22 protein-coding genes are annotated in these 22,323 nt (G+C 68.9%); 18 read left to right on the forward strand and 4 right to left on the reverse strand.

Features of this window, described 5'->3' with window-relative positions:
* Positions 1-9: 9 nt before the first annotated feature.
* From HDC34_RS13810 to dprA, 5 genes are all read left to right on the forward strand, one after another.
* Positions 10-333, forward strand: coding sequence for a DUF2469 family protein (locus HDC34_RS13810; RefSeq protein ID WP_068484088.1), 324 nt, complete (start codon positions 10-12; stop codon positions 331-333).
* Between the two features lie 90 nt (positions 334-423).
* Entirely contained in the window at positions 424-2,523 is a 2,100-nt protein-coding gene (locus HDC34_RS13815; protein WP_308807348.1) for a RecQ family ATP-dependent DNA helicase, read from the forward strand.
* Between the two features lie 242 nt (positions 2,524-2,765).
* A complete protein-coding gene (locus HDC34_RS13820) occupies positions 2,766-3,125 on the forward strand; it encodes a YraN family protein (protein ID WP_179557424.1) in 360 nt (119 codons plus the stop codon).
* Positions 3,122-4,765: a YifB family Mg chelatase-like AAA ATPase gene (locus HDC34_RS13825; RefSeq protein WP_179557425.1), complete on the forward strand. Its 1,644-nt coding sequence runs from the start codon at positions 3,122-3,124 to the stop codon at positions 4,763-4,765. The genes HDC34_RS13820 and HDC34_RS13825 overlap by 4 nt, the downstream gene beginning before the upstream one ends.
* 6 nt (positions 4,766-4,771) lie before the next feature.
* Positions 4,772-6,094, forward strand: coding sequence for a DNA-processing protein DprA (gene dprA / locus HDC34_RS13830; RefSeq protein WP_308807349.1), 1,323 nt, complete (start codon positions 4,772-4,774; stop codon positions 6,092-6,094).
* 41 nt (positions 6,095-6,135) lie between these two features.
* Here the strand turns inward: dprA and HDC34_RS13835 are convergent, their stop codons facing one another.
* Entirely contained in the window at positions 6,136-6,606 is a 471-nt protein-coding gene (locus HDC34_RS13835; RefSeq protein WP_179557426.1) for a MarR family winged helix-turn-helix transcriptional regulator, read from the reverse strand.
* Positions 6,607-6,671: 65 nt separating this feature from the next.
* Here HDC34_RS13835 and HDC34_RS13840 point away from each other — a divergent pair, with 65 nt between their 5' ends.
* Together HDC34_RS13840 and HDC34_RS13845 are read left to right on the forward strand one after the other, a co-directional pair.
* Positions 6,672-8,813 (forward strand): MMPL family transporter, encoded by a 2,142-nt coding sequence (locus HDC34_RS13840; RefSeq protein WP_179557427.1) that lies wholly within the window; start codon positions 6,672-6,674, stop codon positions 8,811-8,813.
* A 52-nt stretch (positions 8,814-8,865) separates the two neighbouring features.
* Positions 8,866-9,771 carry a tyrosine recombinase XerC gene (locus tag HDC34_RS13845; protein ID WP_104311344.1) on the forward strand — a complete coding sequence of 302 codons (906 nt, stop codon included), beginning with the start codon at positions 8,866-8,868 and terminating at the stop codon, positions 9,769-9,771.
* Between the two features lie 346 nt (positions 9,772-10,117).
* On the opposite strand, the gene HDC34_RS13850 is transcribed toward HDC34_RS13845, so the two are convergent.
* Together HDC34_RS13850 and HDC34_RS13855 are read right to left on the reverse strand one after the other, a co-directional pair.
* Positions 10,118-11,647 (reverse strand): LPXTG cell wall anchor domain-containing protein, encoded by a 1,530-nt coding sequence (locus HDC34_RS13850; RefSeq protein WP_179557428.1) that lies wholly within the window; start codon positions 11,645-11,647, stop codon positions 10,118-10,120.
* 154 nt (positions 11,648-11,801) lie between these two features.
* Positions 11,802-12,344: a murein hydrolase activator EnvC gene (locus tag HDC34_RS13855; protein WP_179557429.1), complete on the reverse strand. Its 543-nt coding sequence runs from the start codon at positions 12,342-12,344 to the stop codon at positions 11,802-11,804.
* A gap of 309 nt (positions 12,345-12,653) precedes the next feature.
* Between HDC34_RS13855 and rpsB the strand changes: the two genes are divergently transcribed.
* From rpsB to HDC34_RS13910, 11 genes are all read left to right on the forward strand, one after another.
* On the forward strand, positions 12,654-13,544 hold the full coding sequence (rpsB, locus tag HDC34_RS13860) for a 30S ribosomal protein S2 (protein ID WP_179557430.1): 891 nt from the start codon (positions 12,654-12,656) through the stop codon (positions 13,542-13,544).
* 27 nt (positions 13,545-13,571) lie between these two features.
* Positions 13,572-14,402: a translation elongation factor Ts gene (tsf, locus tag HDC34_RS13865; protein WP_104311347.1), complete on the forward strand. Its 831-nt coding sequence runs from the start codon at positions 13,572-13,574 to the stop codon at positions 14,400-14,402.
* Between the two features lie 151 nt (positions 14,403-14,553).
* Positions 14,554-15,279, forward strand: a complete 726-nt coding sequence (gene pyrH / locus HDC34_RS13870; RefSeq protein ID WP_104253188.1) for a UMP kinase — start codon at positions 14,554-14,556, stop codon at positions 15,277-15,279.
* Positions 15,280-15,401: 122 nt separating this feature from the next.
* The gene (gene frr, locus HDC34_RS13875; protein WP_104253187.1) at positions 15,402-15,956 is read left to right on the forward strand and encodes a ribosome recycling factor; all 555 of its coding nucleotides are present in this window, start codon (positions 15,402-15,404) and stop codon (positions 15,954-15,956) included.
* 30 nt (positions 15,957-15,986) lie between these two features.
* On the forward strand, positions 15,987-17,147 hold the full coding sequence (locus HDC34_RS13880; RefSeq protein WP_308807350.1) for a phosphatidate cytidylyltransferase: 1,161 nt from the start codon (positions 15,987-15,989) through the stop codon (positions 17,145-17,147).
* Between the two features lie 55 nt (positions 17,148-17,202).
* Positions 17,203-17,763, forward strand: a complete 561-nt coding sequence (locus HDC34_RS13885; RefSeq protein ID WP_244296327.1) for a DivIVA domain-containing protein — start codon at positions 17,203-17,205, stop codon at positions 17,761-17,763.
* A gap of 94 nt (positions 17,764-17,857) precedes the next feature.
* A complete protein-coding gene (locus HDC34_RS13890; protein WP_104311348.1) occupies positions 17,858-18,466 on the forward strand; it encodes a hypothetical protein in 609 nt (202 codons plus the stop codon).
* 81 nt (positions 18,467-18,547) lie between these two features.
* Complete coding sequence (locus tag HDC34_RS13895) at positions 18,548-19,201, forward strand: transglycosylase family protein (protein ID WP_179557431.1); 654 nt, start codon at positions 18,548-18,550, stop codon at positions 19,199-19,201.
* Between the two features lie 139 nt (positions 19,202-19,340).
* Positions 19,341-20,102 (forward strand): lytic transglycosylase domain-containing protein, encoded by a 762-nt coding sequence (locus tag HDC34_RS13900; protein ID WP_179557432.1) that lies wholly within the window; start codon positions 19,341-19,343, stop codon positions 20,100-20,102.
* A 104-nt stretch (positions 20,103-20,206) separates the two neighbouring features.
* A complete protein-coding gene (locus tag HDC34_RS17910) occupies positions 20,207-20,563 on the forward strand; it encodes a hypothetical protein (RefSeq protein WP_249312497.1) in 357 nt (118 codons plus the stop codon).
* Positions 20,564-20,583: 20 nt separating this feature from the next.
* Positions 20,584-21,318 (forward strand): alpha/beta hydrolase, encoded by a 735-nt coding sequence (locus tag HDC34_RS13910; protein ID WP_179557602.1) that lies wholly within the window; start codon positions 20,584-20,586, stop codon positions 21,316-21,318.
* On the opposite strand, the gene HDC34_RS13915 is transcribed toward HDC34_RS13910, so the two are convergent.
* Positions 21,290-22,315 carry a putative zinc-binding metallopeptidase gene (locus tag HDC34_RS13915; protein WP_308807351.1) on the reverse strand — a complete coding sequence of 342 codons (1,026 nt, stop codon included), beginning with the start codon at positions 22,313-22,315 and terminating at the stop codon, positions 21,290-21,292. The genes HDC34_RS13910 and HDC34_RS13915 overlap by 29 nt on opposite strands.
* Positions 22,316-22,323 lie beyond the last annotated feature (8 nt).

The following is a 22,323-nucleotide window of genomic DNA, read 5'->3' on the forward strand; positions in this document are numbered from 1 at the left end:
GGGCGGATCATGGACGACGAGAATTTCGACGATTACGAGCGCGAGCAGGAGCTCTCCCTGTTTCGCGAGTACCGCGACGTCGCGGGGCAGTTCAAGTACGTGATCGAGACCGAACGCCGCTTCTACCTCGCGAACAGCGTGGACCTGGTCAGGCGCGACACCGAGCACGACTTCTACTTCGAGCTCACGATGAAGGACGTCTGGGTCTGGGACATCTACCGCTCCGACCGCTTCGTGAAGCAGGTTCGAGTGCTGACGTTCAAGGACGTCAACGTCGAGGAGACCGGTTCGAAGGAGTTCGAGCTCCCCAAGGAGCTCGCACTCGACGAGTAGCGCGGACGGGCTCCGGAGGGCACTCGCGCTCGAGCGGACGCGACGCGCCGCCTGAACGCCGATGTCGGTGGTTCGTGGGAGCCTCATGGGGTGACAGACACGACGATTCCCGAGGCCACCGCATCCGCCGCAACCCAGATCCTCCGGGCCCTGGTCGGCCGAGACGACGCAGTCTTCCACGACGGGCAGCTCGAGGCGATCTCGGCGATCGTCGATGAGCGGAGGCGAGTCCTCGTCGTGCAGCGCACGGGCTGGGGCAAATCGGCCGTCTACTTCATCGCGAGCCTCATGCTGCGCGCCAGGGGAGCGGGCCCGACCATCCTCATCTCGCCGCTGCTCGCGCTCATGCGCGACCAGGTGGAGGCCGCGAGCCGGGCGGGTGTCCGCGCCGTGTCGATGTCGTCGGCGAACGCGCACGAGTGGGCGAGCATCCGCGAGCAGCTGGCGGCCGACGAGATCGACGTGCTGCTCGTCTCGCCCGAGCGGCTCAACAACCCCGAGTTCAGAGACACGCAGCTGCCCGAGCTCTTGGCACGCACGGGCCTCGTCGTGGTCGACGAGGCGCACTGCATCTCCGACTGGGGCCACGACTTCCGCCCCGACTACCGACGCATCGCGTCGCTGATCTCCGGTCTGGGCGCCGACATCCCCGTGCTCGCGACGACCGCGACCGCGAACGAGCGCGTGGTGCACGACATCGAGGAGCAGCTCGGCCGCAGCGGCATCCTGACCATCCGCGGCCCGCTCGCCCGTGCGAGCCTGCGCCTCGGCGTGCTGCGGCTCGGCAACGCCCGTGAGCGACTCGCCTGGCTGCTGCAGCACCTCGACGAGCTCCCGGGGTCCGGCATCATCTACACCCTCACCGTGGCTGGCGCCGAAGACACATCAGCGGCGCTCCGCGAGGCGGGCATCCACGCGCCCGCGTACACGGGCAAGACCGACCCAGACGAGCGCGAGCGCCTCGAGGCCGCGCTCAAGCGCAACGAGGTCAAGGCGCTCGTCGCGACGAGTGCGCTCGGCATGGGCTTCGACAAACCCGACCTGGGTTTCGTGGTGCACCTCGGCGCACCGTCGTCACCTGTGGCCTACTACCAGCAGGTGGGCCGTGCCGGGCGATCAAGCGCCTCCGCCGACGTGCTGCTCCTGCCAGGTGAGGAGGACCGTGCCATCTGGGAGTACTTCGCGACGGTCTCCATGCCAGACGAGGAGCGCGCCCAGGCGGTACTCGGCGCGCTCGGAGGTTCGCCCAGGTCGACGGTCGCGCTCGAGTCTGCGGTCGACCTCCGCCGGTCGCGCCTCGAGCTGCTGCTGAAGGTGCTCGATGTCGACGGCGCCGTGCGGCGCGAGCAGGGCGGCTGGGTCTCCACCGGGCAGGCGTGGAGCTACGACGGCGACCGCTACTCGCGCATCGCCGCGGCCCGGTCCGCGGAGGCACAGGCCATGATCGACTACGAGCGCACCGACGGCTGCCGCATGGAGTTCCTGCAGCGACAGCTCGACGACTCGACTGCCGCCCCGTGCGGGCGCTGCGACAACTGCGCGGGCATCTGGTTCGACTCGACGACAGACGCGGCGGTGCAGGCGCGGGCCGGTGCCGCGCTCGACCGTGTCGGCGCCGACATCGCACCGCGACGCCAATGGCCGAGCGGCATGGCGAGCCTCGGCGTCGACCTCAAGGGGCGCATCCCGAAAGAGCAGCAGGCGGCCGAGGGGCGTGTGCTCGCGCGGCTCAGCGACCTCGGCTGGGGTGGGCCGCTGCGCGAGCTGTTCGCTGCTGCCGGTCCGGAGACGACCGTGACGGGGCCGCTCCTGCAGGCGTGCATCCGCATCCTCTCCGAGTGGAAGTGGGACGCGCGCCCGCAGGCCGTTGCTTTCGTCCCATCGCGCTCGAGGCCCAGGTTGAGCGCGTCGCTTGCCGAGGGCATCGCCGAGGCGGGCCGCCTACCGCTTCTCGGCTCCCTGGACCTGGTCCGCGGCGGGCCTGCCGGTCAGCCTGGAGGGAACAGCGCGTTCCGGCTCTCGAACGTCGAGGGCCGGTTCTCGGCAGGCTCGCTTGAGGTCCCGGCGGGGCCCGTGCTCCTCATCGATGACTTCGTCGACAGCGGCTGGACGATGACGGTGTGCGCGCGCGAGCTTCGTCTCGCCGGGGCGAGCGCCGTGCTGCCGCTGGCCCTCGCGCAGAAGGGCTGAGCCGGGGCCCGACTGCAGCCGGGCTTGTTCTCGGGTGCCCCCCGAGCAGGGCTGGGGGCGACCGCGTCCCTCTGACGCCGACGTCTCCCGGACGTCGGGACGCTGCCGAAGCCACTGCCCCGTTGCCGTGCCGCACTCTGCTGACGTCGTGACTGTGGGCAAGAGGTTGTCCACACCGTCCCTCCTCGTCGCTGGTCGGACGCTCGTGGCAGGTCAGACTCCCGGCAAGGGAGGTGGTGCGGATGCGTGCCAAGGATCAGCTGGGGCGGCTCGGAGAGAATCTCGCGACCGCGTACCTGGAGGAGCACGGCCACGACGTGGTGGAGCGGAACTGGCGCTGTCGGGAGGGCGAGATCGACATCGTCTCGCGGCAGGGCGGGTACATCGTCTTCACGGAGGTGAAGGCGAGGCGTTCGACCGCGGCGGGGCATCCGCTCGAGGCGATCACGCCCGTGAAGCTCGCGCGCATGCGGAGACTCGCGGGGCTCTGGATGCTCGCGCATCCCGATGAGCGCGGCGCGATGCGCCTCGACGTGGTCGCGGTGGTCGCACCGCGCGACCGAGCGCCCAATGTGGAGCACGTTGCTGGGGTCGGCGCGTGACGCAGGGCACGGTCGGCCACTCGGTGGCGATCGCGCTCGAGGGGCTCGGAGGCGAGCTCGTCGAGGTCGAGACGCAGATCAGCCCCGGCCTGCCGTTCTTCAAGCTCGTCGGGCTGCCCGACACCTCGCTCGGGGAAGCGCGCGAGCGAGTCCGAGCCGCGCTGCAGAGCTCCGGATGCCCGCTGCCGGCCAGCCGAGTCATCACGAACATGTACCCGGCGTCGCTGCGCAAGCACGGCGCCGGGTTCGACCTCGCGATCGCCGTCTCGTTCCTGGCCGCGGCGGGCATCATCTCAGCAGAATCGCCGACCAGGGCCGTGCACATCGGGGAGCTCTCGTTGACGGGGCAGGTCAGGGCGGTCGTCGGCGTCCTGCCGGCCGTCGCCGCAGCCAGGGCCGCGGGGTTCGACACCGTAGTCGTGCCGGCAGACTCGAAAGCCGAGGCGGAGCTCGTCGAGGACATCCGCGTGGTCGCCGTCGCCTCGCTCCGGGCCGTCGCGCTGCACTACGGCGCGGACGCCGACGACCTCACGGAGGAGCTGGCGTATCCCTCCAGCCCCGCAGCCAGATCCACCGCACGGGAAGAGCAGCCAGGCGACAGCGCCCGCCCGCACCAGCACCTGCAGCAGCACGAGCAGGACACGGCGCTCGACCTCTCCGACGTCGTCGGCAACGAAGCGGCCGTGCGCACCCTCGTCATCGCCGCAGCCGGCGGCCACCACCTGCTGATGCTCGGGCCACCAGGCGCAGGCAAGACCATGCTGGCGGAGCGACTGCCGGGCATCCTGCCCGATCTCGAACCTGAGGCGGCCGTCACGCTTGCCGCGGTTCGCTCGCTCCGCGGCATTCCGCTCTCAGCGCGCCTCGACCGCCGGCCGCCGTTCGAAGCGCCGCACCACACGGCTTCGACGGTCGCGCTGCTCGGAGGCGGCAGCGGCATGATCCGCCCAGGCGCCATCTCCCTCGCGACGGGCGGAGTGCTCTTCCTCGACGAGGCGCCGGAGTTCTCGCGCCACACGCTCGATTCGATGCGGCAGCCACTCGAGAACGGCGTCATCGAGATCCATCGTGCGCAGGGGAGGGCCGCCTACCCGGCCGAGATGCAGCTCGTGCTGGCCGCGAACCCCTGCCCCTGCGGCAACCACGGCGACCCAGACGTCGATTGCCGCTGCGACGCATCCGCACCTCGACGCTACCTCGCTCGCCTCTCCGGTCCGCTGCTCGACCGCATCGACCTGCAGCTGCGCGTCGAGCGGGTCTCCGCGGCCCGCGCCCGGCTCGTCGACCATGAGGCGCAGCTCGAAGAACCCGGCAGCTCCGCAGCACGATCGACCACCAGCACCGCCGATGCGCGGGAGATGGTCCGCCTCGCCAGAGCGCGCGCACGCCAGCGCCTGGCCGCCACGCCCTGGAGCCTCAACGCCCGAGTCATCTCACGATGGCTCCGAACTCCGGCCAACCGCCCGGCGCGAGAGGCGTACGCGCCGCTCGCGGTTGCGCTCGAGCGCGGGCAGGTCACCATGCGCGGGCACGACCGTGTGCTCCGGGTCGCCTGGACGATCGCGGACCTCGCCGGGGTTCCTCGCCCCGAACTCCAGCACGTCCAGGAGGCACTCTCCTACCGAATCAGACTGGGGTAGCTCGCCGTGCACACACCGTTCGAACCAGGCACCCACCAGTCCTCCGCAGCCGCGGAAGGGCCCCGTCACGGTCGGCCCGACGTCGACCAGATGCGCGCGGCGCTCTCGGGGGTGACCAGGCCTGGCACCGACGCGACGAGGGACGACGAGGTGCGAGCCCGCATCGCGCAACTCGCCTGGTCGTGCACCGTCGAACCAGGCGACGCCACTGCGGGGCTCCTCCTCGGAGCGCTCGGGCCAGTCGCGGCTCTCGACGCCGTCACCTCGGGTGCGCTGCTGCAGCGTGCCAGGGAGCGCGGATCCGGGGCAGGGATCCCACTCGCCGACCTCGCCTCCGCCCTCGAGCGATGGCGAGATCGCCTCGATATCGACCGGACCTTGGCCATCTTGCGAAACTCCGCGAAACTCGGAGTGCTGGCCGTGCTTCCGGGCGACCCGGAGTGGCCGACGCAGCTCGATGACCTCGGACCGCATGCCCCGTGCGCGCTCTGGGTGCGCGGCTCCGTCGACACCCTTCGCCAGCTCGCCCCCTCAGTGGCCCTCGTCGGAGCCCGAGCCTCGACCACGTACGGCGAAGAAGTCACCGTGCGGCTCGCGAGCGGGCTCGCGAACCGCGGCTACGCGCTCGTCTCCGGCGGGGCGTACGGCATCGACGCAGTCGCTCACCGCGTCGCGCTCGCGGAAGACGCCACGACGGTCGCGGTGCTGGCGGGCGGCCCGGATCGGCTCTACCCGCAGGGCAACCGTGCGCTGCTCGAGCGCATCATCGCGCAGGGTGCGCTGGTCTCGGAGCTGCCGGTCGGCCAGGCGCCCACCCGGTGGAGGTTCCTCCAACGCAACCGGATCATCAGCGCCCTCGCCTCCGGCACGGTCGTGGTCGAGGCGGGCCGTCGCTCTGGTGCCGCCAACACGGCCGCCCACACGCTCACACTCGGACGACCACTCGGTGCGGTGCCCGGCCCCGTCACGAGCGCGGCATCCGTGGGCTGCCATCGTCTGCTCCGAGAAACGGACGCGACGCTCATCACCTCCGTCGACGACATCGTCGAGATGCTCGGACAGAGCCAGACACCTGAGCTGGCGCTGCCGGACGGCGCTTCGTGGCCAGGGGAGCGCGGCTCAGTCGCGGACGTCAGCGAGCGACTCTCCTCCAACGCCGTTCGCGCGAAAGACGCACTGCGAGTCGCAAGACCGCAGCGCATCGACGCCGTCGGCTCTTCGGCCGGGCTCACCACAGCCGAGACCGCCGCGGGGCTCGCCGAGCTCGAGATGCATCAGCTCGCTCGCGAGACGCCCGCCGGATGGGTGAAAGCGCCGAACACGAGGTGATGACGGGGCGTCGGATGCCCCCGGCCCCCGGGCAGTCGTGGTCAGCGCGGCGGCTGCAGGTGCTCGCGGTAGCTCGACACGACGCCCTGCAGGTAGCGGACGATGACCTCGCGCTCGCCTTCATCGAACTCCTGGGCAACCGAGTCGATGTCCATGATCATCGGCGCGAGCAGGCCGCGAGCCTTCGCCGTCGACCCCTCATCCGGCACGACGAGCACACCGCGACGGTCGCTCGGGTTCGGCTCCCGGCGCACGTGCCCCGCCTTCACGAGCCGATCGACCACGACGGTCACCGCGGCAGTCGTGATGCCCAGCCTCCGAGCTATGTCGGACGGCGTGAGATGACCCGACGAGATGAGGTGCTGCATGGCGACCAGATCGGTGTGATTCACGTCGAGTTCCTTCGCGACGACCACCTCGTACTCGTCCGAGATCGTGAGGATCTCGCGCAGCAGCGCCGTCGACTCATGGACGCGCGGAAACACGCGACCCCGCTCATCCCCGGATTGCATGACATCCATCCTAGCGCTAAGTTAGCTAAGCAAATTGATTACTAGTGGATTTAGGCGGTTCGACCATGGGCGGGATCATTCGATTCATCACCGGCAAGGCGAGTGGTGCGATCGTCATCGTCGTCTTCGTCGCCCTCAGCGGCCTCGCTTTCTTCTGGGGCTCGGGCGAGAGCGGAGACGTGGCACCGGCGGGTGACCTGCCCGCATCCGCCGAGTCGGCGAAGGTGGAGGAGGCGCTCGCATCCTTCGAGACCGAGGACAGCTCGGCCGCGCTGTTCGTGTTCCATCGTGAGGGCGAAGCGCTCACGCCCGACGACCTCGCCGCCGTCGCCGCGGCCAGCCCCGGCATCGCCGAAGCGGCCGGAGTCGAGGCTCTGCCGCCCGCCTTCCCGGCCGAAGACGGCGAGGCCATGATCCTCACGGTGCCCCTGGACGCCACGAGCGACGTGGAAGCGCAGTCCGCGCGGGCCGAAGCGCTCCGCGCCGCAGCGGCAGACGGACTCCCAGATGGCCTGGTCCCGGTCATGACCGGGCCCGAGGGCTTCGCCGTCGACATCGCAGCCGTCTTCGAGGGCGCCAACTTCACGCTGCTCACCGTCACCGTGCTCGTCGTGGCCTTCCTCCTCATCGTCACCTACCGCAGCCCGGTGCTCTGGCTCATCCCGCTCTCCGTCGTCGGTCTCGCCGATGGCGTCGCGGGGATCGTCTCGACCCGCATCGTTGGCGCCTTCGATCTGACGATGGATGCATCGATCAAGGGCATCCTGTCGGTGCTCGTCTTCGGCGCTGGCACGAACTACGCCCTCCTTCTCATCGCCAGGTACCGCGACGAGCTCCGCGTCTCGGAAGACCGGCGCGAGGCCATGGCAACGGCGCTTCGCGGAGCCGGTCCCGCCATCATCGCCAGCGGTGGCACTGTCGCGCTGAGCCTGGCGACGCTGCTCTTCGCCTCGCTCGGCGGCAACGTCGTGCTCGGCCTGGCCTGCGCCATCGGAGTGGTCGTGGCGATGGCCTTCGCGCTCGCGCTCCTGCCAGCGACGCTCGTGCTGTTCCCCCGAGGGATCTTCTGGCCGGTGGTGCCTCGAGTCGGCGACGACCAGCACGGCAAGGGATTCTGGTTCAAGCTCGGCACGGGCGTCTCGAAGCGTCCGGCCATCGTGGCTGGAGCAGGAATCGTCGTGCTCATCGCGCTCGCGGCCATCGCGCCGAGCATCAAGGTCGGCCTCGCGCAGACGGAGCGCTTCACGTCGACACCGGAGGCGGTTGTCGGTCAGGAGCTGCTCAACGACCACTTCCCCGACCTGGCTGGAGCCCCCGCGATCGTCGTCTCGAAGGCTGACCAGGCGGAGGCGGTGGCGCAGCGAGCTGCTGAGATCGAGGGCGTCGCGTCGGCGGCGGTGGGCGATTCCAATGGAACTCTGACGCGCATCGACGTCGGCCTCTCGTCTCCTGCGGAGACCGAGGAAGCGCTCGCCACGGTTGAACGGTTGCGCGCCGAGCTGTCACAGGTCGACGGGGCGGGGGCCATCGTGGGAGGGCTCGACGCGCAGGCGCTTGACGAGCAGGCCGCCCAGGACCGCGACCAGCTCCTGCTGTTCCCGTTGATCCTCGCCGTCGTCTTCGTCGTGCTCCTGCTGCTGCTGCGCTCTCTGGTGGCGCCGATTCTGCTCCTGCTGACCGTCGTCGGCTCGTTCTTCGCCTCAGTTGGGGCGAGCTGGCTCCTGTTCACCAACGTCTTCGGCTTCCCGGCCCTCGACACGTCCGTGCTGCTGTTCAGCTTCCTGTTCCTCGTCGCCCTCGGTGTCGACTACAACATCTTCCTCGTGACGAGGGCACGCGAGGAGGCCGCGAAGCACGGCACGAGGGATGGCATGATCCGCTCCCTGTCGGCGACGGGCGGGGTTATCACGAGCGCCGGGATCCTGCTGGCCGCGGTCTTCGCCGCGCTCGGTGTGCTGCCGCTCATCACGCTCACCCAGATCGGCATCATCGTCTGCGTCGGTGTCCTGCTGGACACCCTGCTGGTGCGCACGGTGATCGTGCCCGCGCTTGCGTTCCTGACGGGGGACCGCTTCTGGTGGCCGAGCAAGGGGGCCCTCGGCGGCGGGCACCCGGCGCACGCGAAACCGGCGCACGCCGCTTCGGCGCGGGATGCATCGGTGCATCAGGGATCCAGCCCGTCCGAACCGGCGCACGCCAAGCCGTAGGAGTTGTCCGGGTCGCCGCCAGCTCTCCGGGTGGCGACCTACGATGGTCGCCATGCAGGAGCTCTCGCATGCGGTCGACACGTACCTGCGTTCGCTGCGCGCCGAGCGCGGGTTGTCCCCTCGGACGGTCCAGGCGTATGCCAGCGATCTGAGTCTGCTGCTCGACTCGTGCGAGCACCAGGGTGTGGATGCCTTGGATGGGCTCACGCTGGAGGTCTTCCGCGACGTGTTGTGGCAGCAGACGCAGGCGGGCAAGGCTGCGTCGAGCCTTGCTCGGATGGCGGCCTCGTTCCGGGGGTTCACGTCGTGGCTCGAGGAGACGGGCCGCGGTGCGGACTCTGCTCGTCGCCTGAAGAGCCCGAAGGCTGGCTCGACTCTGCCTCGGGTGGTGTCGGCAGAGGGGATGCGGGGCATCCTCGATGCGCTCGCGGATCGCGCGTCGAGCGGTGACCCTGTTGAGGTGCGTGACCTCGCGATCATCGAGCTGCTCTACGCGTCCGGCATCCGCGTCTCGGAGTGCTGTTCGCTGGACGTCGGCGCCGTCGATCTCGGTCGGCGGGTCGTCAGGGTCGTCGGGAAGGGGGACAAGGAGCGTGTTGTCCCCTTCGGCGCTCACGCCGCGAAGGCGATCGATGGGTGGCTCTCGTCTGGTCGACCGTTGCTGGAGCAGCCTCAGTCTGGCGGGGCCCTGTTCTTGGGTGTGCGCGGTGGGCGAATGGATGCTCGCACGGTGTACGCCCTTTCCCGGGAGGTGCTCGGGGCCGCGCCCGGCGGGGGGCCGTCTGGCCCGCACACGTTCCGACACACGGCGGCGACACATCTGCTTGACGGGGGAGCCGACCTGCGGGCCGTGCAGGAGATCCTCGGTCACTCTGATCTCGGGACGACGCAGATCTACACGCACGTCTCGGCCGATCGGCTGAGGGCGTCGTACGTGCAGGCGCATCCACGAGCCTGAACGGCCGGGCCGGCGGGGCTTGTGCTCAGATGACGACGCCGTTCGGGTTCGCGTCTGAGGCCAGGTCCGGGTCCGGGTCCGGATCCGGGTCTGGGTCTCCGTCTGTGGTCTGTCGTCCGCGGTCCTGGGGCTGCCGTCCGCGGGTCCTGATGAGTGAGTGCGCCGGGGTGGGGCGTGCGCGTCGCCGCGACGGCTGGGTTTGTCCGTCGCGGCGCGCATGCGCGGGTGTGCATCTCATCCTGGGTATGGCGGCTCCTTTCCCGGGCTGGGCCCGCGGTCTGTTCGCTTGGCTGGCGTGGGTTCGGGCCCCTCGAGCGCGTCCGTTCGGCCGTCCTCGAGAGGGGTGTCAGGCCTGGCGTCGTCGACTCAGGAATCCCCAGGCCAGGGCGAGCGCGCCGATGACAAGTGCACCGCCGCCGAGGAGGAGCGGCCAGCTCACGGCCGTTGCCCCGGTCTGGGCGAGTGCCTCCGGCTGGGGGCTCGTCGGCGGTGTCGGTCCTGCAGCCGCCGTGCCCGCCGGCGTGGGCGTGGACGTGGACGGGGTGTTCGGTGGTACCGCGGTCGATGTCGATGTCGATGTCGATGTCGCGGTTGCGCTCGCTGTCGGGCTCTGCGAAGTGCTTGCGCTCGGCGTCGGTGCGGCGGGTGTGCTCGGCGGTGTGCCCGCGTCTGTGGTGGTCTGAGGTGCGGGCGTCCTGGTGGGCGCTGGGGTCTGCGTGTCGGGTGCTGGCGGCTTCGCCGTCGGCGTTGTCGTCGACGGAGCAGGCGAGGCGGGCGGTGGCGTCATGATCGGACTGCTGCTGGGCGTCGGCGTGATGCTCGGCGCAGCTGTTGGGATGGGGGTCGGCGTCGGCGTCGTGGTCGGTGCCTGCGTCGGAGCCTGCGTGGGTGGTGCCGTCACGGACGGCGTTGGGCTCGGGATGCGCGGGGGAGCGGCCGTGCGCGTCGGGGTCGGGGTCGGGGTCGGCGAGGCTGTCGCTGTCGCTGTCGCTGTCGCTGTCGCTGTCGCTGTCGCTGTCGGTGTCGGGGCAGGCGTCGGCACTCGGGGCACGCGGTCCTGGCCCACTACGGTGAACTCGCCGGGGACCGTGCCTCCGCTGCTCCCGAGCAGCTGCGCGCCCGGGGTGTGGAGCAGCAGGATCTTCGCGGCCCATGGTTCCGACGGCGCGGTGACCTTCGCCGTCGCGCTGACCGTGACGGGGCCCCGCTCGAAGCCGGCGGGCGCGACCACGATCGGTGATGCTTCCCCGACGGTGAGCGTCGCGGTGTCGGTTGCCGTGGACGCGAAGGTCGCGCCTGAGAGCACCACCGTGCCGGTGGCGCCCGAGAGGTCTGATGACAGCGTGACGGTGCCCTTCTTGGCATCGGCGGCGTCGGTGGTGAACTGCAGGCTCCCCGAGTGGTTCGCGAGTACTCGCGCTCCGACCTTCGTCGCCCCCTCACGGATGGTCGCGAGCGTGCTGCTGACCTCGCCCCTCCGGTCCGCGGGTACTCGTCCGAGGTAGTGCTCGTCTCCGCTCGTCCCGTGGCTGGCGTAGCTGTCCGGGGCGGCGAGCGACCAGACGAACATCGCGACGGCGCTCGTCACGACGGGGTCAGCGGATTGCCCGTGCGTGGAGATCGCCCAGTTCACCCGCGCGGTGCTGTCATCGTTCATCTGGAACTGCTGGCCGTCCACCACATCACCTTTCGTGGTCTCGTCAAGCGGGCGTGGGAGCCACGGCTGCAGGCAGTACACGTTGCGTCCCTCGAAGCTGTAGGCGCCGATCCGCCCCTGCCCGCCGTTCTGAGCGTCGTCGAAGCCCGGGCCGTAGCCCGCCGCGCTTGCCGACTGCGCCCCGGAGAAGAGGAGGAAGGTCGCGGCCATCGCGAGCATGGCGATTCCCGCTCCGGCTCGCGACAGGCGGGCCAGGAGGCCGCGCGCAGTTCGATGTAGGCCTGGGGAAGTGCCGTCCGCGGTTCGTGAGCGGCGTCGAGGAAGGAGAGACATGTGGTGCCTTTCTGGTGGAGATGGTGTGGTCACCGGCTGTTCACCGGTAGAGGGGGAGCAGGACTGCGGCCCTCGGACGGAGGGCGTCGAAGTACGGCGCGGGGTCGAGGTATGCGCCCTCCTGGCGCAGCCCCACGTGCAGTGCGCCCTCCGGCGTATGTCGGTGATCGGGACTGAGCGTGCCGATGCGCTGCCCGGCCAGGACCGGAGCCCCCGGGTGGAGGTCGGAGACGACCGGCTCGTAGCTCGTCAGCGCTCCATCGGCATGCTGGATCGAGAGCACCGGGCGGTCGACGACGAAGCCGCTGAACCTGACGACCCCTGCCGCCGGGGCGACGACCTCGCTCCCGGGTTTGGCGGCGATGTCGATGCCGCGGTGACCGGGGCCATACGGGGTGTCGAGTGCAAACGGGCGCGTGACCTGGGGTGAGGCCTCGACGGGCCACAGCCACCCGCCCGGCTCGGCCGAGACGTGCGGTGCCGTCATCAGGTTCGTGCTGCCGATGAGCACCGTGATGAACAGCACTCGGAGGATCCGGGCCCTGCGGGTGGTGATCTGTCGGAGCGGCGATGGGCGGTGCATGCAGTCATGGTGCTTGCCCACGAAGCAGCTCGACGGGTGAGGTCAGCTGCCTGTGGACGACACCTGTCCCCAGGCGCGGGAACAACGGAGTCGAGCGTGCCCCGCTGTTCCGCGCGACACTCCGCGTGTGTAGACTGTGCCCAGCAGCCCGCCCAGCGGGCTGACTTCGCGTGCCCATCGAGGCGTGCATCCATCGGTCTCTCGCATTGCGGTGTGAGAGCGGATGCGCGTTGGGTACCAGGCTGTGCGGCCGCCGGTCGCAGAGAACAACCGCGCGCAGCAATGCGCATTCCACAAGGGAGAACGACCATGGCAGTCGTCACCATTCGCCAGCTGCTCGACAGCGGCGTCCACTTCGGGCACCAGACCCGTCGCTGGAACCCGAAGATGAAGCGCTTCATCTTCACCGAGCGCAGCGGCATCTACATCATCGACCTCCAGCAGTCGCTGGGCTACATCGATGCTGCATTCGACTTCGTCAAGGAGACGGTCGCCCACGGCGGCACCATCCTCTTCGTCGGCACGAAGAAGCAGGCACAGGAATCGATCTCCGAGCAGGCGACGCGCGTGGGCCAGCCCTACGTGAACCAGCGCTGGCTCGGTGGCCTCCTCACCAACTTCGGCACCGTCCAGAAGCGCCTCAACCGTCTCAAGGAGCTCGACCTCGTCGACTTCGACGACACGACCCGCGGCTTCACCAAGAAGGAACTCCTCATCCAGCGTCGCGAGCGTGACAAGCTCGAGAAGTCGCTCGGTGGTATCCGCAACCTCTCGAAGACGCCTTCGGCGCTCTGGGTTGTCGACACCAAGAAGGAGCACCTCGCGATCGACGAGGCCAAGAAGCTCGGCATCCCCGTCATCGCGATCCTCGACACGAACTGCGACCCGGACGACGTCAACTACCCGATCCCGGGCAACGACGACGCCATCCGCTCCGTTGCACTGCTCACGCGAATCATCGCTGACGCCGCAGCTGAGGGCCTGATCCAGCGCCACCAGAAGCCGACCGAGGGTCAGACCGAGGTCGAGCCGCTCGCAGAGTGGGAGAGCGACCTGCTGCAGGGCGACGCTCCTGCCGCTGAGGCCGTCGCCGAGGCACCTGCCGAAGCCGCTGAGGCCGAGACAGCAGCTGAGCCCGCAGAGGCAACCGAGGCCGCTGAAGCGGTCGAGGCTGTCGAAGCCGTCGAAGAGTCCAAGTAACTTCAAGCACTAGGGAGAACCCCACACATGGCTAACTTCACCCTCGCTGATGTCAAGGAGCTGCGCGAGCAGCTCGGTACTGGCATGGTCGACACGAAGAAGGCGCTCGAAGAGGCCGACGGCGACAAGGAAAAGGCCGTCGAGATCCTCCGCCTCAAGGGTGCGAAGGGCAACGCGAAGCGCGCTGACCGCTCCACCAGTGAAGGCCTCGTCGCCGCGAAGGACAACGGAAACGGCACCGCGACGCTCATCGAGCTCGCAACCGAGACCGACTTCGTGGCGAAGGGCGACAAGTTCATCGCCCTCTCCGAGAAGGTGCTCGATGCTGTGGCCGCCGCTGGCGCGTCGACCCTCGAGGAGGCGCTTGCCGCCCCCGTCGACGGGACGACCGTCAAGGAGACCATCGACGGCGTCGCTGCGATCCTCGGCGAGAAGATGGAGCTCCGCAAGGTGGCCCTCCTCAAGGGAGCCAACTTCGAGATCTACCTGCACCGCACCTCGCAGGACCTGCCACCGCAGGTCGGCGTCGTCGTGGCGTACGAGGGCGACGACGCGGCTACGGCTCGCGGAATTGCTCAGCACATCGCGATGTTCGACCCGCAGTACCTCACTCGTGAGGACGTTCCTGCCGAAGCAATCGACAAGGAGCGGGTCATCGTCGAGGAGATCTCGCGGAGCGAGGGCAAGCCTGAGGCCGCTCTTCCGAAGATCATCGAAGGTCGCCTGACCGGCTTCTTCAAGCAGATCGTGCTCCTCGAGCAGGACTACGCTCGCGACAACAAGCAGACCGTGAAGAAGATCGCTGACGCCGCAAACGTCAACGTCGTCGACTTCGGTCGCATTCGCGTCGGCGCGTAACGCCAGACGTTCACGAATTCGGGGCCGGATGCAGCAGCATCCGGCCCCGTTTCGCGTCTCCGGCCACCGGCGGAGGCGCCCGCCTGAGACGTGCGCCCGCTCGGCACAAGGTAGGCTCGTGGACGATCAGCGACCCCCACAAGGAGCACACATGTCACCACAGGCCCCGCGCAGACGCGTTCTCCTCAAGCTCTCTGGCGAAGCGTTCGGTGCAGGCAAGATGGGTGTTGATCCCGAGGTGCTCACGAGCATCTCCAAGGAGATCGCCGCTGCCGCACGCGACGTGGAAGTCGCCATCGTCGTCGGCGGCGGGAACTTCTTCCGCGGAGCTCAGCTCGCCAACGCCGGCATGGACCGCGCACGAGCCGACTACATGGGCATGCTCGGCACTGTCATGAACGCCCTCGCGCTGCAGGACTTCATCGAGCAGGCAGGAACCCCGGCCCGCGTCCAGTCGGCGATCGAGATGCGCCAGGTCGCAGAACCGTACATCCCGCTGCGCTCGAAGCGCCACATGGAGAAGGGCCGCGTCGTCATCTTCGGTGCGGGTGCGGGCCTCCCGTACTTCTCCACCGACACGGTTGCCGCTCAGCGCGCCCTGGAGGTCGGCGCAGACGTGGTGCTGGTTGCGAAGAACGGCGTCGACGGCGTCTACACCGCCGACCCGCGACGCGACGAGACCGCGGAGCTCCTCCACTCGGTCACGTACCAGGATGCGCTCCAGCGCGGCCTCAAGGTCGTCGACTCCACGGCCTTCAGCCTCTGCATGGACAACGGCATGGACATGCGAGTGTTCGGCATGAGCCCCGAGGGCAACATCGCCCGCGCGATCCTGGGCGAGGACATCGGAACGCTCGTCACGTCGAGCCTCGACTAGCCGCCGACCGCCAGACACCGTCACCCCGCGACAATTTCGTCAGCGCGCCGCGCCCTCGCGCGTAGCGTGCGCATCCCGCCACCTCGGTAGGATGATGCAGAACGCCCTGGAAAGGACACCCCGTGATCAACGACGTGCTCACCGAGACCAAAGACAAGATGGCGAAGGCTGTCGACCACGCGAAGGAAGACTTCTCCACGGTGCGGACGGGGCGTGCGAACCCGCAGCTCTTCACGAAGATCCCCGTCGACTACTACGGAACGGCCACGCCGCTCGAGCAGCTCGCGTCCATCGCGGTGCCCGAGGCCCGTGTGCTGGTCATCACGCCCTACGACAAGTCGGCGCTGAAGGAGATCGAGAAGGCGATCGTCTCCCGCCCGAACCTCGGCGTGACGCCGAGCAACGACGGCAACCTCATCCGCGTCGTCATGCCGGAGCTCACGGCGGACCGTCGCAAGGAGTACGTGAAGCTGGTGCAGACCAAGGCGGAGGAAGCTCGCGTCGCTGTCCGCAACATCCGTCGCAAGGCGAAGACCGATCTCGAAGCTCTCAAGGATGAGGTCGGCGAAGACGACATCACTCGCGGCGAGAAGGAACTCGAGACGTTCACGAAGGCGCACATCGACCGCATCGACGAGGCTTCCAAGCACAAGGAAGCCGAGCTCCTCGAGGTCTAATCACTCGTGTCGACGACTGGGAGTGACGGGGTGGAACCCGGCGAACGTCCGGACCCGGAGGTCCGGGACTCGGCGACGGAGCCCGAAGCGCATGACACGTCAAGCGCCTTCGGTCCGGCGGCCGGTGAGGGCAACGCGGAGCCCGTCGTCGGGGACCCGATGGCATCTCGTGAGCTCCCCACCCTCTCTGACGGCGAGCTGGCCCCGCCGCTGGCGCCGCTCCGCTCCCAGTCTCGGCTCGGTGACACCGGCGCGAACATCCTCCACGACCTGGAGTCGAGGGCCCAGAACGCGCGCACGCAGGTGCGAGAGCAACGCGACAAGCTGCGCGCGCGCAATGACGCGATCAACGCCCGCAGCGGGCGCAACCTGGCCTTCGCCGTGCTGTTCGGGGTGGTGCTCGGCGCGCTGCTGCTGTCGAGCCTGATTTTCATCAAAGAGCTCTTCATCCCGTTCGCGATCGCCATGGTCGTCTTCGCGACGATCGAGCTGGCGAGCGCGATGCGCGGAGCAGGACGTGACGTGCCGCGCATCCCGCTCGTGGCCGCGGCGGTCGCCATCATCCCCGCCGCCTACTTCCTCGAGGTCGTCGGGCAATGGATCGCGCTGCTGGTCGGCGTGTTCGTCGTCACCGTGTGGCGGCTCGTCGAAGCCTCCGTCTCCAAGGACCGCCCGCCCCGGAAAGCGGTCTGGGCTGATTTCCTCGCCGCGGCGCTGATCCTCATCTACGTCTCGTACCTGGGCTCGTTCACGGTGCTCCTGACAGCTCAGGAAGACGGCCAATGGTGGGTGCTCGGCTTCCTCATCATCGTCGTGGCGGTCGACGTCGGCGCGTACGTCTTCGGGCTCAACTTCGGCAAGCACAAGCTCGCGCCGAAGATCAGCCCCGGGAAGACCTGGGAGGGCTTCGCGGGTGCGGCGCTGACGTCCGTGGTCGTCGGCATCCTCGTGAGCCTGTTCCTCCTCGACCAGCAATGGTGGTTCGGCCTCATCATGGGCCCGCTGCTGCTGATCACCGCGACCGCCGGAGATCTCACGGAGTCGATGATCAAGCGCGACCTGAAGATCAAGGACATGAGCTCCTGGCTGCCGGGTCACGGTGGGTTCTTCGACCGCATCGACTCGATCCTGCCGTCGGGTGCCATGGCGTTCGCCCTCTATTTCTGGAGCGCCGACTCGACGCTCTGGTAGTGCCCCGCCGGGGAGCCTGCGCCATGTTCGCTCACGATGCGGCAGAATGGTCGGCGTGAGCAGCACTTCATTCCCTCTGGCACCTCGTGGCACCCTCGGCTACGACGCCGAAGAGGTCGACCGTGCATTCCGCGTCGCTCGGCAGCGCTACGACAACTTCGACAACGGCACGCAGGGCAAACGCCTGTCCACGAGCAGCATCCGCCACACGGCGTTCACGATGCGCAAGGGCGGGTATTCCGCTCCGCACGTGGATGCGGCGCTCGAGCGCCTCGAAGACGCGGTCGCCATTCGCGAGCGTGATGAGCACATCGAGCGTGTCGGCCGCGAGGTCTTCCTCCGCGAGACCAAGACGACGGCCCGCGCGGTGCTGGCGCGACTCCGCCGTGAGGATGGTGAGCGCTTCGATCGCGTCTCCGTTCTGCAGCGTGGGTACGACGTCAAGGAGGTCGACGAGTTCTCTGGTCGGCTCGCCGACTTCCTGCGTGGCGGCACGGCGATGTCGCTGCGCGAGGTCAGGGGAGTGGCGTTCACTCCGAAGCGCCACGGCTACAAGGAGACGCAGGTCGACCTCCTCATCGACGCCGTCATCGACGTCATGCTGGCGATTCGTTAGGACCCCCTCGCACCTCCAGTTGGCCTGAGCGTTGTCAAATCGTGACCTTCCCGTTACGATTGCCGGGTCCCCTTGACCCGTCGGATGGAGCTCCATGCCGGAAGCCACTGCAACGCGCGGAGAGCGTGCGCGCCAGCGCCGTCAGCAACGCGCGAAGCGCCGCGCCGCGATCTTCGGGTCCGCGGCCCTCGGCGTCGTCGCAGTAGGGGCCATCGCGGTGACGACGCTCACGGGCGCCGGTGCCACCGCCTCGGCGGATGCCTCCATCGGTCCGAACCTGCAGGAGCTCTCGCAGGAGCAGGCCCAGGCGTACGCGGTCCTGGCCGTCTCAGGCGAGGCGTCCCAGGGGGCCACCATCGACGACCGGGGCTCGGGAGTCAGCATCGACGTCGTGCCGACGGATCCCGCGTCGCTCAAGAAGATCACCGAGGAGATGGTCAAGTCCCAGTACGGCTGGGGCCCCGACCAGATGTCCTGCCTCGACAAGCTCTGGATGAAGGAATCCGGCTGGAACTACCTGGCCGAGAACACCGAATCCGGTGCCTACGGCATCCCCCAGTCCTGGCCCGCTGAGAAGCTCGCCACCATGGGTGCCGACTGGAAGACGAACCCGATCACGCAGATCAAGTGGGGGATCGACTACATCGACCGAGCGTGGGGCACCCCCTGCGCAGCCTGGAACCAGCACAACGGCTCCTACTGAGTCCTGGGGTGCCGCTCGGCTTGGCCGGAGCACCGCCGCAGTTGAAGACCGCGCACACGCGAACCACCTGGGAGTACCCGCATGACCACGACAGATATCCGCACCGGCTCAACCCGGGCCTCTCGACCCGCCGGTCTCCGCCGTCGCATCGGCGCTCGTGTTGTCGTGCCGACCCTGGCTGGGCTCGCGATCGCGGCCCTCGCCGTGACCGCGACGGTGCAGCTTGGCGCTCAGAACGATGGCGAGAGCGGGGTGCTCTCCGTTGCATCCGTCGACGAGCTCACCGTGGCGGGCGCACAGGGGTACGCCGTGAGTCTTGTCTCCGCAGTCGATGAGGCGAAGGCCTCCGAGGCCCGCACAAGCGACATCGCGAGCATCGTCGTGACCACGCCGACACCGACCCCCACGCCGGAGCCAGAGCCGGAGCCAGCTCCTGCACCCAAGGCGCCGTCGCCGAACACCAGCTCGTCCGGCGGCAGCTCGTACGAAGAGGCGAACGTCTCTTCCGACCCGAGCGTGGATGCGACGCTTGCCCGCATCGCCCAGTGCGAGTCCGGCGGCAACCCGGCCGCGGTGAACCCAGCCGGCTACTACGGTCTCTACCAGTTCTCGATCCCGACCTGGCAGTCCGTTGGCGGGACAGGCCTCCCATCTGAGGCCTCCGTCGAAGAGCAGACGATGCGCGCGAAGATGCTGCAGGCCAAGGCCGGCTGGGGTCAGTGGAGCTGCTACTAGGCCGTTCTCAGGCATCCCAAGGCTGCTGCCTTGGTGCATCTCGGGCGAGAGTGACCGGGCGGCTGCCGTCGCTTTCGTTGCCATTCCGTAACCATTCCGTTATCCTCGGTGAGTCCCTAGTTCCAACCCCGGGAGATCAATGACCACGTTGCAGCGAACCGGCTCGACGCGAGCAGCGCGTCCGACAGCCGCACGACGCTCACGGGCGAAGATCATCGTCCCCATCGCAGCCAGCACCGCAGTTGGCGCGCTGGCGCTCACCGCCGTCCTGCAGGCTGGCGTCGCCGGAGGCGCGTCACCGGCGCTGGCGATCGCGCCGAGCGTCGCGGATCTCACCGCGGCGGGTGCCCAGGGGTATCAGGTCAGCCTCGTCTCCGCAGTCGAGGCTCAGGACGACGAAGCAGTTGCTGACGAGGGCGCCGCAGCCCCGAGCGCTGAACCGCGCAGCAACGACCTGGCCGGCATCGTCGTGACCACGCCGACGCCGACTCCGACTCCCACCCCGACGCCAACGGAAGAGGAGTCCAGCTCCTCGTCGTCGTCATCCTCCTCCTCTTCCTCGTCTTCGTACAGCAGCCCCGACTACGTGGCACCGGATCCCGGCACTTCGAAGGCCGTCGCCGCCGACATCGTCGCGTCGATGGGCTGGGGCACCGGCGAGTTCGCGTGCCTCGAGAAGCTGTGGCAGCGCGAGTCCGGCTGGAACGCCGCCGCCGAGAACCCGTCATCCGGCGCCTACGGCATCCCGCAGTCACTGCCTGGCAGCAAGATGGCCACTCACGGATCCGACTGGCGCACCAACCCCGCGACGCAGATCCGCTGGGGCATCGACTACATCAAGGGCCGCTACGGCACCCCGTGCGGCGCCTGGGCGCATTCGGAAGCCAACAACTGGTACTGAGACGCCCGGCGCTCCGCGCGCACAGCAGACGTCGCCGCGTGACCTCCGGGTCACGCGGCGTTGTCTGTCGGTCCGGTGCGGGCGGACTTCCTAGAATGGTCGGCATGCCCCGCTCGAACCGCTCCCGCCGCCAAGGCGGGGAATCCTCGTCTCGAGCGAGGGGCGGCCGGGCGGCGAAGCGCCAGCAGGCTGCCGCGGATCGCGCCACAGGAGCAGCCGACGAGCTCGAGCACCTGCGCGACGGATGGCGGCGAACCGAGGTGCGTCGGGGTGTCCCGTACACCGTGCAGCCGATCTCCGCGGTGCGAGCCGTCAAGGACTACGTCTGCCCCGGATGCCCGAATCCTGTCGAGGCCGGCGTCGCGCACGTCGTCGTCTGGCGCGCCGAGGGCATCCTGGGCGACGAGCATGCGCTGGCGGCCCGGCGTCACTGGCACAACCACTGTTGGAGGATGGCGTGACTGAAGCACCGAAGACCCCTATGGAAGCCACGACGGTCGAGATCAAGAGCGGCACGGAGCTTCCCGCACGCCGCGAGGAGATCGAGCTGCGCACGAGCGACGGCCTCACGCTGGTCGGCGAGCTGGCACTGCCGCTCGACCGGGAGCCCGTCGCCACGCTGGTCACCCTGCATCCGCTGCCCACCGCCGGCGGGTTCATGGACTCGCACGTGCTCCGCAAGGCGTCCCTTCGACTCCCCGCCCAGGCCGACCTCGCCGTGCTCCGCTTCAACACGCGCGGCACCACGTCGCCTCGCGGCACGAGCGACGGGGAGTTCGGCGATGGCGAGATGGAGCGTGCTGACGTGGAGGCGGCGATGGCGTTCGTCCGCGAGCGTGGGCTGCCGAACCCGTGGCTCGTCGGCTGGTCCTTCGGCACCGAGCTGGCGCTCAAGCACGGGCACGAGCACCCCGATGTCCAAGGGCTCATCCTGCTCTCCCCGCCCCTGCGCCGCACGAGCCAGGACGAGCTGGACCGCTGGGCGGATGCGACCATTCCAGTCGTGCTCGTCGTCCCAGAACATGACGACTTCCTCAAACCAGATGAGGCGGCAGAGCGCATTGCGCACCTTCCCAACTTGGAGCTGGTGCCCGTCGACGAGGGTCGGCACCTCTGGGTGGGGGAGAAGCAGACGAAGCGCGTGCTGACGGAGATCGTGCGGCGCACGAACCCTGCTGCCCTTCCGCTCAGCTCGTCGTGGACGCCCGGCGAGTGATGCGCGTCACAATGCGGTGCATGAAGCCGAGCTTGACCTCGGTTGGAGCGTTCAGCACAAACGGGTACAGGTCGTTCTGACCCATTGCCCGGCTGAAGCGGTTGAGTAGGAGCGACACCTCGTGCCAGTCGGCGAGCACCCGCTCGATGGGCTCTTCCGTGTAGTCGATGAGGGGCGTCGTCGACGGCTGCAGGTGCACGTTCGACGCGGCCGCCGTCCACAGCGAGCCGAGGATGTGCAGGTAGTGCGCGAAGGTCTCCGCGAAGTCCTCCCAGGGGTGCATCGTCGCGTACTCGGAGATGTACGAGGCCGACCAGCCCTCTGGGGCTCCCAGCCGGTAGTGGCGGTCGAGCGCCTCACGGTAGCTCGCTCGCTCGTCGCCGAACAGCTCGCGGCACTCGGACAGCAGCACCTCGTCGTCGAGCAGGATCGACTGGTAGTAGTGCCCGATCTCGTGCCGGAAGTGGCCCAGCAACGTCCGGTAGGGCTCACCGAGACGCACGCGGAGTGCCTCACGGTGCGCATCCAGCGTCTCGGCCAGGTCGATCGTGATGATGCCGTTCGCGTGCCCGATCGTGACGCGCTGACCTGAGCTCCGGCTCGAGAGCAGGTCGAACCCGAGGCCGCCGTCGTGGTCCGCGTAGCTCTCGATGGGCAGCCGGAGGTGCAGGCACTGCGCGAGCAGTCGCCGCCGGTCCGCATCCGCTTCGGCAAGCTTCTCGAGCGCAAGCGTGTCGTCGAATGCGGGGCGCTTGCGCACGAGGCGGCACGACAGGCACGACGACGTGGCGATGCCGTCTTCCACGAGCCAGTTGCACTTCCAGTCCCGGTTGCCGCAGGACCGCCAGAGCCTGCCGTCGACGAGCACGGCACCGCCACTCACGTCGACGAAGGCCTGGGTCTCGTCGTGGAACGCGAGCGGCGTCGCGCAGGCGGCGCACGAGAGCGACTCGAGCATCACGAGCGACGCGCAACGGGGGCACTTGATGCTCAGCACGCCTCGAA

This window comes from Pseudoclavibacter sp. JAI123, assembly GCF_013409665.1.
In the GTDB taxonomy this organism is placed as follows: domain Bacteria; phylum Actinomycetota; class Actinomycetes; order Actinomycetales; family Microbacteriaceae; genus Pseudoclavibacter.